General features: G+C 67.9%; 10 protein-coding genes and 1 pseudogene. 7 read left to right on the forward strand and 4 right to left on the reverse strand.

From position 1 onward, the window contains the following. Nucleotides 1–13: 13 nt before the first annotated feature. A complete protein-coding gene (locus CY658_RS00145) occupies nucleotides 14–583 on the reverse strand; it encodes a fasciclin domain-containing protein (RefSeq protein ID WP_101488342.1) in 570 nt (189 codons plus the stop codon). Between the two features lie 421 nt (nucleotides 584–1,004). Between CY658_RS00145 and CY658_RS00150 the strand changes: the two genes are divergently transcribed. The 4 genes from CY658_RS00150 to CY658_RS00165 all read left to right on the forward strand — a co-directional run bounded on the left by CY658_RS00150 (nucleotide 1,005) and on the right by CY658_RS00165 (nucleotide 3,794). After that, nucleotides 1,005–1,232, forward strand: a complete 228-nt coding sequence (locus tag CY658_RS00150; protein WP_062479749.1) for a hypothetical protein — start codon at nucleotides 1,005–1,007, stop codon at nucleotides 1,230–1,232. Further along, nucleotides 1,225–2,007 carry a hypothetical protein gene (locus CY658_RS00155; RefSeq protein WP_101488343.1) on the forward strand — a complete coding sequence of 261 codons (783 nt, stop codon included), beginning with the start codon at nucleotides 1,225–1,227 and terminating at the stop codon, nucleotides 2,005–2,007. Before CY658_RS00150 ends, CY658_RS00155 begins: the two co-directional genes overlap by 8 nt. A 65-nt stretch (nucleotides 2,008–2,072) precedes the next feature. Beyond that, nucleotides 2,073–2,513, forward strand: coding sequence for an EamA family transporter (locus tag CY658_RS00160; protein ID WP_101488344.1), 441 nt, complete (start codon nucleotides 2,073–2,075; stop codon nucleotides 2,511–2,513). A 48-nt stretch (nucleotides 2,514–2,561) separates the two neighbouring features. After that, a complete protein-coding gene (locus CY658_RS00165) occupies nucleotides 2,562–3,794 on the forward strand; it encodes a PDDEXK nuclease domain-containing protein (RefSeq protein ID WP_257884571.1) in 1,233 nt (410 codons plus the stop codon). A 30-nt stretch (nucleotides 3,795–3,824) separates the two neighbouring features. On the opposite strand, the gene CY658_RS00170 is transcribed toward CY658_RS00165, so the two are convergent. Both CY658_RS00170 and CY658_RS00175 read right to left on the reverse strand, forming a co-directional pair. After that, entirely contained in the window at nucleotides 3,825–5,105 is a 1,281-nt protein-coding gene (locus CY658_RS00170) for an MFS transporter (RefSeq protein ID WP_101488346.1), read from the reverse strand. Nucleotides 5,106–5,257: 152 nt separating this feature from the next. After that, nucleotides 5,258–7,441, reverse strand: a complete 2,184-nt coding sequence (locus CY658_RS00175; RefSeq protein ID WP_101488347.1) for a malate synthase G — start codon at nucleotides 7,439–7,441, stop codon at nucleotides 5,258–5,260. 295 nt (nucleotides 7,442–7,736) lie between these two features. Here CY658_RS00175 and hisC point away from each other — a divergent pair. Then, nucleotides 7,737–8,720, forward strand: a pseudogene (hisC, locus tag CY658_RS00180) (histidinol-phosphate transaminase); the annotation flags it as partial. Between the two features lie 76 nt (nucleotides 8,721–8,796). Here the strand turns inward: hisC and CY658_RS00185 are convergent. After that, complete coding sequence (locus CY658_RS00185) at nucleotides 8,797–9,537, reverse strand: IclR family transcriptional regulator (protein WP_101488349.1); 741 nt, start codon at nucleotides 9,535–9,537, stop codon at nucleotides 8,797–8,799. Between the two features lie 89 nt (nucleotides 9,538–9,626). Between CY658_RS00185 and CY658_RS00190 the strand changes: the two genes are divergently transcribed. Together CY658_RS00190 and CY658_RS00195 are read left to right on the forward strand one after the other, a co-directional pair. Next, complete coding sequence (locus CY658_RS00190; protein ID WP_101488350.1) at nucleotides 9,627–10,562, forward strand: hydroxymethylglutaryl-CoA lyase; 936 nt, start codon at nucleotides 9,627–9,629, stop codon at nucleotides 10,560–10,562. Further along, complete coding sequence (locus tag CY658_RS00195) at nucleotides 10,555–11,745, forward strand: CaiB/BaiF CoA transferase family protein (protein WP_101488351.1); 1,191 nt, start codon at nucleotides 10,555–10,557, stop codon at nucleotides 11,743–11,745. The genes CY658_RS00190 and CY658_RS00195 overlap by 8 nt, the downstream gene beginning before the upstream one ends. The last annotated feature ends 6 nt before the right edge of the window (nucleotides 11,746–11,751 follow it).

Consider the following 11,751-nt stretch of genomic DNA (forward strand, 5'->3'; position numbering starts at 1 on the left):
GCCCGCCTGCCGATCAACCCGGCAGCAGCACCTTGTTGACGACGTGGATCACGCCGTTCGACTGGTAGACATTGGCGATCGTCACCGCGGCCGTGCCTCCCTTGGCATCGGTCACCCACACCGTGCCGCCGCTCATCGTGGCCGTGAGCGTGCCGCCGCTGGCGGTCTTCAGCATTGCCTTGCCGCCGCCCGCGTTGATCGCGCTCATCAGCGCCGCGCTGTCCATGCGCCCGGGCACCACGTGGTAGGTCAGAACCTTGGTCAGCGTGGCCTTGTTCTCGGGCTTGAGCAGCGTGTCGACCGTGCCGGCCGGCAGTGCCGCGAACGAGGCGTTGGTGGGCGCGAACACCGTGAACGGGCCCGGGCTCTTGAGCGTGGCCACGAGGTCGGCCGCCTTCACCGCGGCGACCAGCGTCGTGTGGTCCTTCGAATTCACCGCGTTGTCGACGATGTCCTTCGTCGGGTACATCGGCGCGCCGCCGACCATGGGGGTCGCGGCACTGCTGCTGGCATTGCTCATGCCACTGCCGGCGCACGCGCCGAGCAACACCGACACGCCGAGTGCGATCACGAGTTTTTTCATGGATGTCTCCTGGAAAGAAAGGGCTCTGTGGGAACCGCCAACAGCTCGGAGGCGCGATGCGCTTGAGATGCCATACGGCGCGATGCGCCAAGCGGATTCAAACGGTGCGGATTCAACGCACGCCATGCACGCGGCCGTGTCAGCTTTGCGCCACAGCACTGCGCGCCCCGCTTGCGCGCGGCGCGAGCCCTCGCCAGAATCCGCCCTTCCTTTTTCAGCGACAGTTTTTTCCGACACCACGCCCGGCGACGATCAACCTCCCGGGCGAGAACACCAACCAATGAACCGTTCACTGAACACCTGACGCACACCGACCGCCCCGGCCGGATGTGCACCTTCGCATCCGCCGCGGCCGAATCGACAAGGGCCCCGCGCGCAATTGCATTCGCCGGGGCCTTTTTGTTTTTCGGAGTGTGTGCACATGAGTGCTCAACGAAAGGCCCGTGACGACGACAAGCGTCTGGGCCGGTTCTACTTTGCGGTGCCCGCGTCGGCACCGCGCAATCCCGTGGTGGCCGCGATGGCCCGCCGCGAATCCAGCCAGGGCGCAGGCCGCCACCTGCGCACCCACCGCGCCGAGCGGCGCGCGCAGAAGGTGGCGCTGCAGAAGGCCGCGCGCGATTTCGGACGGAGGGCCGACGATGCGTGACGACATGGACAAGGTGATCGTCGAGCGTCCGCGCGGCGGCTGGCGCGTGCAGGGCGATGGCCGCCCGTGGCGCAACAGCCCCGAGCGCGGTTCGCACCTGGGCATGAAGCGCGGCCTGCAGCATCCGAAGTGGCTGAGCGAAAACCTCCAGCCGCTCAAGCGCTGGCTGCACAAGCAGGTGCACCGGCCGTGGGACAAGGTGTACGCCGAGCTGTGCGCGGGCATCGATCGCCGCAGCACGGTGCAGGCGCACATCTTCCTGCACGTCGACGATTTCGTGGCGCGCGACGCGGTGCTGTGCGACGGCGAAGTGCGGGTGCGGCCCTACCGCTGGGGAGATCGGCCCGGCGTACCGCTGCACGAAGCGCCGGGCGTCGAGCTGTTCGTGCATCCGTTCACCGGCATCCTGCTGCCGAACCGGCGCTTGCGCGAGGCGCGTGCGGCGCGCCGTGCGGACCGGGCCGGGCGGCGCGGCGACACGCCGTATGCGGTCTACCACGTGATCGACGAGACCACGCAGTGGCACTGCGTCGAGGGCTGCTGGTTCGAGGTCGTGCTGGCGCAATTTCCCGAGCGCACAAGCGCGGCGCAGCCAGAGCCCAAGTGCTACGACGTGCTGCGCCGCTGCATGGTCACGCGCTGCGGTGCGGCGCGACGTTCCGCGCCGGGCCTGCCCACGCACTTCGACATGTATGGGCGTCACGATGTCTATGCCGTCGCCAAGCGCCAGCTGAGCCGGCGCGAGGTGCGGGCGCGGTTGGGGGATGCGGCGTGAGCACCTCAGCACGGCGGTTCGCGCGATGATCGGGCGGACTGCCATCCCCTGTGAAGGAGCGCGCCATGACCCTCGCTGCATCGTCGAACTGGTTCGTCTGGGCGATCCTGTCGGCCGTCTTCGCCGCGCTGACGGCCATCCTGGTCAAGCTGGGGTTGGCCGGTGTCGATGCCGACATGGCGACGCTGGTGCGCACGGTGGTGATCCTCGTCGTGCTCGCGGCCTTCGTGAAGGCCACGGGCAAATGGACGAACCCCTTCGAACTGTCGCCGCGCACTTGGACTTTTCTCGTGCTGTCGGGGCTGGCAACCGGCGCGTCGTGGGTCTGCTACTTCCGGGCGCTCAAGATGGGCAATGCCTCGCAGGTCGCACCGGTCGACAAGCTCAGCGTCGTGCTCGTGGTGCTGTTCGCCGTGATGTTCCTCGGCGAGCGGCCGTCCGTGCGCGAGTGGGGTGGCGTGGCGATGATCGCGGGCGGGGTGCTGATGCTGGCGATCAAACGCTGAGGTGTACCCGTTCGGTGAGGCTTGCAGCCGTGCGCGGCCGCACCACCCTTGCATAATTCCGACGAACTTTTTCAGGGCGCCGAATTGCCTGCTTCCAAAAAATCCCCCGTCCGTGCGACGACACCAGCGCGCACCAAGGCCGCACCTTCCGTGCGTCCTCTTTTCGGTCGGGTGCGCGAGATTCTGGAGGCCGCGCGTGCCGGCGTGGCGCGGACGGTCAACACGACACAGGTGGCCGCCAATTGGTTGATCGGGCGCGAGATCGTCGAGGAAGAACAGCGCGGGCAGCGCCGTGCCGGCTACGGTGCAAAGCTGCTGGCCGAGTTGTCGGCGCGCCTGAACACGGCGTTCGGTCGCGGCTACTCGGTGGACAACCTCGAGGCATTCCGGCAGTTCTATCTGGACTACCCGCAGCTGATTTCCGAGACAGTGCCTCGGAAATTGCTGATGCAGCCGATTTCCGCGACACCGTCTCGGAAATCGACGCCCGAACCGGACTGGCTTCCCGGCGTGCTGCATCCCTCGCTGTCCTGGAGCCACTACCGGCAGCTGTTGCGTGTGACGCGGACAGAGGCTCGCGCCTTCTATGAGATCGAGGCCATCCGCAATGCATGGTCGGTGCGCGAGTTGCAGCGTCAGACGGCGAGCCTGCTGTACGACCGCCTGGCCAAGAGCAAGGACAAGAAGGGCTTGATGCGATTAGCGACGCACGGGCAGGAGGTGGCGCAGCCGCTTGATGCGTTGAAAGACCCGATGGTGATCGAGTTCCTCGGGCTGCCGGAGTCTCCCAGGCTCGTCGAGTCGACGCTGGAGCAGGCGTTGATCGACAACCTGCAGACCTTCCTGCTCGAGCTTGGCAAGGGCTTCGCGTTTGTGTCGCGCCAGGAGCGCATCACGATCGATGGCGATCACTTCTACATCGACCTAGTCTTCTATCACGCGGTGCTGAAGTGCTATGTGCTGATCGACCTCAAGGTGGGCAAGTTGACCCACGCCGACCTCGGCCAGATTCAGTTCTACGTGAACTACTTCGATCGCGAGCGCCGCACCGAAGGCGACAACCCGACGCTGGGCGTCATCCTGTGTCCCGACAAGAACGACGCGGTGGTGAAGTACACCCTGGGTGAGCAACAGGAACGCAACATCTTTGCGAGCCGCTACCAGTTGCATCTGCCGACCGAGCAGGAACTTGAGCGGGAGATTCGCCGCGAGATCCGGCAGCTGTCGACGACCTTGCCCGTTCGTGTCCCCGCCAAGAAAAGCGCGAAGCGAAAGGCGTGACAGCGGCACGCGAAGGTGCCGCGCGCCCCGTCAGAGATCGGCCGACACCGGCCGCTGACGCTCACGCGCCCGCGGCAACACCCAAAACGCCAACGTCCCCGCCGCCAGCATCCCGCTCACCGTGAGGAACACCGCGCGGAACGGCTCGGTGCCGTGGGCCACGGCCCAGGAGGCAGCGACGCCGGTGGTCCATTGCATCAGCGAGACGCCGAGGAACATCGCCATGTTGAGCAGCGCCATCGCGCGGCCGGTCACGGCCGCCGGGTAGGCGTTCTTGGTGTACGCGTACAGCAGCACGCTGTAGCCCGACAACAGGCCGTAGACGATCGGCAGGCCGATGTCGATGGCGCGCGATTGCGTGAGGGCCATGGCGGCGAACATCGCCGCGCCGGCGAAGGCGCAGCGCATCATCCAGCGCGTGCGGCGTGCACCGCCGGGGTCGAGGCGGCCGAACAGCATGGGGCTGGCCATGCCGGCGACGGTCATCACCAGCGCCACGTTGCCGCTGGCCACGAGCGAGAGGCCGTGGCGGTCGTGCAGCACGGGGCCGAGCCACAGGCCGCGCAGCGTGATGAAGGCGGCGTACGACACGCAGGCGAAGCACAGCAGGCCCAGCGTGTGCGGCATGGCGAACAGCGGCAGCAGGTCGCGCACCGCCTGGCGCAGCGACTGGCGTTCGGGCGCGGGTCCGTCCGGTGCGACCGCTGGTGTCGTGCGCGCGGGCTCGTGCACGCGCCAGAAGATGACGATCCACGAGAGCACGGCGAAGGCGGTCAGCACGGCATAGCCCGCGCGCCACGACGCGGCCTCGATCAGCAGCGCCAGCGGCGTGCCGGTGAACACGATGCCCAGGCCCGCAAGGCTCATCACCAGCCCCGACATGGCGGTGAAGCGCGAGGCGTCGAAGTGCCGCGCGATGAACACGGTGCAGGCCAGGAAGGCCGGCGCGCAGCCCACGCCGATCAGCGCCTGCCCCAGCAGCAGCGCGCCGAAGCCCGGTGCCACGGTGCACAGCGCGGCACCCGCAATGGCGAGCGGGAAGGCGGTGAGCACGGTGCGGCGCACGCCGAAGTGGTCGATCGACACGCCCATCGCGAGCTGCATGATGCCGAAGGTGAAATGGAAGGTGCCGGCCCAGGTGCCGAGCGCCTGCGGCGTGAGGCCGAAGTGCTGCGTGAGCGGCGTGGCCATCATGGCGCCGACGGTGCGAAAGGCCTGGCTCAGCGCGAAGGCGGTGGCCAGTGCGACCAGCATGCCGGCGGCCGAGGTCGACCAGCGGGTCGGGGGCGGCGATGCCGCGTGCTTGTTCATCGAAAGAGACGGAGACCGGAGAGAGAAAAGGAAGGCGGCGTCGATGCTACCGGCATGTCGCGCCCCATGCAGAACGGCGCCCGAGGGCGCCGTTCGTTTGCTGTCTCCGAGGCGTCAGCGCCAGCGGTTGCCGGCACTGCGCAGGGCGCGCGTCAGGCCGCGGCCTTGACCTTCAGGCGCCAGGCGTGCAGCAGCGGCTCGGTGTAGCCGCTGGGCTGCTCGATGCCCTTGAACACGAGGTCTTGCGCGGCCTTGTAGGCGGCCGAGGTGTCGAAGTGACCGGCCATCGGCTGGTACAGCGCGTCGCCGGCGTTCTGCTCGTCGACCACCTTGGCCATGCGCTGGAAGGCCTCGTCGACCTGCGCCTTCGTGACCACGCCGTGCAGCAGCCAGTTGGCGATGTGCTGGCTCGAGATGCGCAGCGTGGCGCGGTCTTCCATGAGGCCGACGTTGTGGATGTCGGGCACCTTCGAGCAGCCCACGCCCTGGTCGACCCAGCGCACCACGTAGCCCAGGATGCCCTGCACGTTGTTGTCGATCTCCTGCTGCTTCTCGGCGTCGGTCCACTTGGCTTCGGCAGCGATCGGCACCTGCAGCAGCGCGTTCAGGATGTTCTCGCGCTCGCCTTCGGCGTCGATCTTTTCCAGCTCCTGCTGCACGGCGGTCACGCTGACCTGGTGGTAGTGCAGCGCGTGCAGCGTGGCGGCGGTGGGCGAGGGCACCCAGGCGGTGTTGGCGCCGGCCTTGGGGTGCGCGATCTTCTGCTCGAGCATCGCGGCCATCAGGTCGGGCATGGCCCACATGCCCTTGCCGATCTGCGCCTTGCCGCGCAGGCCGCAGTTCAGGCCGACGAGCACGTTGTTCTTTTCGTAGGCGCCGATCCACGCGCTGGACTTCATGTCGCCCTTGCGGATCATCGGGCCGCCCTGCATGGCGGTGTGCATCTCGTCGCCGGTGCGATCGAGGAAGCCGGTGTTGATGAAGGCCACGCGCGCAGCGGCCTCGGCGATGCAGGCCTGCAGGTTCACGCTGGTGCGGCGCTCCTCGTCCATGATGCCGAGCTTGACGGTGTTGGCGGGCAGGCCGAGCAGCTGCTCGACGCGGCCGAACAGCTCGCTGGCAAAGGCGACCTCGGCCGGGCCGTGCATCTTGGGCTTCACGATGTAGATGCTGCCGGTGCGCGAGTTGCCCTTGCGCTTGACGTCGATCATCGCGATGGTGGTGGTGACCACGGCATCCAGGATGCCTTCGGGGATTTCCTTGTCGCCCTCACCGGATGCATACAGGATGGCCGGGTTGGTCATCAGGTGGCCCACGTTGCGCAGGAACATGAGCGAGCGGCCGTGCAGCTTCAGCGGCTGGCCGTTGGCACCGGTGTATTCGCGGTCGGCGTTCAGGCCGCGCGTGAAGGTCTTGCCGCCCTTGGCGACTTCTTCGGTCAGCGTGCCCTGCACGATGCCCAGCCAGTTCGCGTACGCGACGACCTTGTCGGCCGCGTCGACCACGGCCACCGAGTCTTCCAGGTCGAGGATGGTCGAGAGCGCGGCTTCGAGCACGAGGTCGCTCACGCCGGCCGCGTCGCTCTTGCCGATGGCGGTGCTGCGGTCGATGCGGATGTCCAGGTGGATGCCGTTGTGCTTGAGCAGCACCGACGACGGTGCGGCGGCGTCGCCCTGGTAGCCGATGAACTGCGACGCATCGGCCAGGCCGGTGGTGCTGCTCTGCAGCGCGACGACGAGCTGGCCGTCCTTCACGCTGTAGCCGGTGGCGTTCTTGTGCGAGCCGTTGGCCAGCGGGGCGGCCTGGTCGAGCACGTTGCGTGCGAACTCGATGACCTTGGCGCCGCGCACGGGGTTGTAGCCCTTGCCCTTTTCGGCGCCGCCGGTTTCGGGGATGGCATCGGTGCCGTACAGCGCGTCGTACAGCGAGCCCCAGCGCGCGTTGGCGGCGTTCAGGGCGTAGCGCGCGTTCAGGATCGGCACCACCAGCTGCGGGCCGGCCTGCAGCGCGAGTTCGGAGTCGACGTTGGCCGTGGTGGCCTTCACGCCCTTGGGCTGCGGCAGCAGGTAGCCGATCTTTTCCAGGAAGGCGCGGTAGGCCGGCATGTCGGCGATCGGGCCGGGGTTCTTCTGGTGCCAGGCGTCGAGTTCGCTCTGCAGGCGGTCGCGCTCGGCGAGCAGGGCGACGTTCTTGGGCGCGAGGTCATGGACGATGGCGTCGAAGCCCTTCCAGAACAGGTCGCTGGCCACGCCGCTGGCGGGCAGGACTTTTTCTTCGACGAAGCGGTGCAGTTCGGTCGCGACCTGGAGTCGGTGGGCGGTGGTGCGGTCGGTCATGTGTTTTCTCCTTGGGAACGCAATGCAAAAAACAGGAAATCGGGGGGCGGGGCGGCGAAACGGACGTCGAACGGGGTGCCGCAAGCGTCAAAGGGAACTGCCCCAGGTGAAGCCATGCGAGAACTGTATTCGATACTTTGCGAGCCAGTAAGAGCCGAAAGTGAGATTTATCTGTGACAAAAATGCATGTAATTGATGGCGGCCCGCGAAGGCCCGCGCCCCGCGTCAAAGGGTAGGCCCTGAGGCCGGGGCGGTGGCAGCTGTATATATTTAACTTCTTAAATAATCAGCTCCTGCCGCAATGATCCTCCTGGCTTCCAACGAAAACCCGCTCGGCATGCCCGAGTCGGCCCGCCGCGCCGCCGCCGCCGCCCTCGAAGGCGCGGGCAACTACCCCGACAGCAATGGCACGGCGCTCAAACAGGCGCTGGCCGCGCGGCTCGACGTGCCGCCCGAATGGCTCACGCTGGGCAGCGGATCGAGCGAGATTCTCGAACTGGCGGCGCAAGTGAGCCTGAAGCCGGGCGAGAACGTCGTCTATTCGCAGTACGGTTTCATCGTCTACGCGGCGGCCACGGCGCATGCCCACGCGCGCGCCACCGTCGTGCCCTCGCGCGATTTCGGCTATGACCTCGATGCGATGCGCGCCGCCATCGGCGACGACACCAAGCTCGTCTTTGTCGCCAACCCGAACAACCCGACCGGCACCTTCATCGATGCTGCGCCGCTGCGCGACTTTCTGCAATCGGTGCCCGCGCACGTGACGGTGCTGCTCGACGAGGCCTACACCGAGTACCTCGCGCCCGCGCAGCGCTACGACAGCATCGAGTGGGTGCGCCGCCTGCCGAACCTGATCGTGGCCCGCACCTTCTCCAAGGCCTTCGGCCTGGCGGGGCTGCGCATCGGCTACGGCGTGTCGCAGCCGGCGCTCACGGCGCGCATGAACGCGCACCGCCCGCGCTTCAACGTGACGACGCCGGCCCAGGCCGCGGCCGTGGCGGCGCTGGGCGACGCCGACTTTCTGGCGCGCACCTACGAACTCAACACCGCCGGGCGCGACCAGCTCGCCGCAGGTTTCACCGCGCTGGGCCTGCCGTACGTTCCGTCGTCGGGCAACTTCCTGATGGTGCAGGTCGGCGATGCGCCCGCCGTGCACGCGCGCCTGCTGGCCGCCGGCATCGAGGTTTCGCTGCTCGGCCCGTATGGCTTGGCGCAATGGCTGCGCGTGAGCGTCGGGCTGCCGGCGCAGAACGAGGCGTTGCTGGCGGCGTTGCGCTGATCGAATGCGCTGCGGCTTTTTTAAGGCCGCGTGTCCCCATCCCCGCCTTCCCCCGGAAGGGGAAGGAGCAAGACCGTCAGACCTGCCCGCTGAGTTCCTTCGCTGCCGCGCGCACAGGCCCGACGTAGCCCTCGTCATACCGATGCGTCGGCATCGTCAGCGTGACCGCCGCGGCCAGTCGCCCATCCGCATGGAACACCGGCGCCGAGATGCCCGCCAGCTCGGCCGTGCGATCGCCCACCAGCGCGCAATAGCCTTGCGCGCGGATCGCGTCGTACAACTTGCGCTCCTTCGCGCCGCGCGGCCGTTCGGCCTCGGGCCCGAAGGCGATCAGCACGCGCGCGCCCGCGCCCCGGTCGTTGGGCAGCAGGTCGCCCGCGCGCACGTGGTCGCGCACCACATGCGAGGAATCGACGCGGAACTGGCACAGCCGCACCCAGCTGTCGCCCTGGTCCTGCCGCACGTGGTACGCCGCGCTCTCGCCGGTGGCCGCGGCGAGCGTGCGCAGCACCGGCAGCACGAGGCGGTCGAGCGACTGCGACGCCGCATACAGCCCGTGCAGCCGCGCGATCTCCAGCCCCAGCGCGTAGCGCCCGTCGTCCTGCCGGCGAATGAGCCGCGCATGCTCCAGCGAGGCCAGCAGCCGCAGCACCGTGCTCTTGTAGAGCTGCGTGCGCTCGGCAAACTGGGCGAGCGACAGCGCCTCGTCGCCGGGCTGGAAGGCCGACAGCAGGCTCAGCGCACGGTCCACCGCGGCGGCGCCGCCGGGGGCGGCGTTGAGGTCGGGCACCGATTCGTTCTGGGCTTTGCGGGGCATGGCGTGGCTTGACAGTCGGCAGGCTTGCCGATTTAATTCTGTTTAACAGAATATAGTTCTGCAAGATAGAACAGTCAAGGAAGCACCCGATGACCTCCCCCGACGTCCTCATCAGCGAGGTCGGCCCGCGCGACGGCCTGCAATCCGTGAAGGCCACCATGCCCACGGCCGACAAGCTGCGCTGGATCGACGCGCTGTACGCCGCCGGCGTGCGCGAGATCGAGGTCGCCTCGTTCGTGCCCGCGAAGCTGCTGCCCCAGATGGCCGACGCTGCCGAAGTGGTGCGCCACGCCGTCACGCTGCCCGGCCTCGTGGTGATGGCGCTGGTGCCCAACCGCAAGGGCGCGCAGGCCGCGCTCGAAGCCGGCGTGCACAAGCTCACGATGCCGGTGTCGGCCAGCGTGGCGCATTCGCTGGCCAACGTGCGCAAGACGCCGACCGAGATGGTCGAAGAGGTGCGCGCCATTGCCGAGCTGCGCCGCGCCATCGCGCCGCAGGTGAAGCTCGAGGCCGGCATCTCCACCGCCTTCGGCTGCACGCTGCAGGGCCTGGTGCCGGAAGACGACGTGATCCGCCTCGCCGCGCAATGCATCGAGGCCGGCGCCGACGAATCGGGCCTGTCCGACACGGTGGGCTACGCCAACCCCGCGCAGGTGCGCCGTCTCTTCCAGCGGCTGCGCGCCGAGATCGGCGTGCACGCCGGCGCGGCCCACATGCACAACACGCGCGGCCTTGGCATCGCGAACTGCCTGGCCGCATGGGACGAGGGCGTGCGCACCTTCGACGCTTCGCTCGGCGGACTCGGTGGCTGCCCGTATGCGCCCGGCGCCTCCGGCAATGCGGTCACCGAAGACCTCGTCTTCATGTTCGAGGCCATGGGCGTGCGCACCGGCATCGATCTCGAAAAACTCATCGCGGCGCGCGCACCGCTCAAGGCCGGCCTGCCCGGCGAACCGGTCTACGGCATGACGCCCGAGGCCGGTCTGCCCAAGGGTTTTGTCCAGGAACACATTGCACATGTCTGAAGCCAATCCTCTGCCTTACGCGGGCGTTCGCGTCGTCGAGTTCACCCACATGGTCATGGGCCCGACCTGCGGCCTGCTGCTGGCCGACCTGGGCGCTGAAGTCATCAAGGTCGAGCCCATCGAGGGCGACAACACGCGCCGTCTGCTGGGCTCGGGCGCGGGCTTTTTCCCGACCTTCAACCGCAACAAGAAGAGCATCGCGCTCGACCTGAAGAAGCCCGAAGGCGTCGAAGCCGCGCTGCGTCTCATCGCCACCGCCGACATCGTGAGCGAGAACTTCAAGCCCGGCACGATGAAGAAGCTGGGGCTCGACTACGACACGCTGGCCAAGCTCAACCCGCGCCTCATCTACGTGAGCCACAAGGGCTTTCTGCCCGGCCCGTACGACCACCGCACTGCGCTCGACGAGGTGGTGCAGATGATGGGCGGCCTGGCCTACATGACCGGCCGCGCGGGCGATCCGCTGCGCGCGGGCACCAGCGTGAACGACATCATGGGCGGCATGTTCGGTGCCATCGGCGCGATGGCCGCGCTGCGCCAGCGCGATCTCACCGGCAAGGGCTGCGAGGTGCAGTCGGCGCTGTTCGAGAACAACGTGTTCCTGGTCGCGCAGCACATGATGCAGTTCGCCGCCACGGGCAAGGCCGCCGACCCGATGCCCAGCCGCATCTCGGCCTGGGCCGTGTACGACGTGTTCACGGTGAAAGACGGCGAGCAGATCTTTCTGGCGGCCGTGAGCGACAAGCAATGGGCCATCTTCTGCAAGGCCTTCGGCCTCGAGGAGATGCTGGCCGACCCGCGCCTGAAGACCAACAACGACCGCGTGCGGGCGCGTGACTGGATGATGCCGATCCTGCGCTCGCACCTCGCGAACCACAGCGCAGCCGAACTCAGCGCGGTGTTCGAGCAGAACGAGTTGCCCTTCGCACCCATCACCAAGCCGCAAGAATTGTTCGACGACCCGCACCTCAACGCCACCGGCGGCCTCGCGCCCGTGCGCATGAACGACGGCCACATGGCGAAGGTGCCGCTCGCGCCGTTCACGCTGGGCGGCGAGCGCCCCGGCATCCGGCTGCAGCCGCCGCACATCGGCGAGCACAGCGAAGCGCTGCTGAAAGAAGTGGGCTACAGCGACGATGACATCGCCGCGCTTCGGGCGCAGGGCGTCACGGCCGGCGACTGAGAAGGC

Origin of the sequence: Variovorax sp. RO1 (genome assembly GCF_002849325.1) — a bacterium.
Taxonomy (GTDB): domain Bacteria; phylum Pseudomonadota; class Gammaproteobacteria; order Burkholderiales; family Burkholderiaceae_C; genus Variovorax.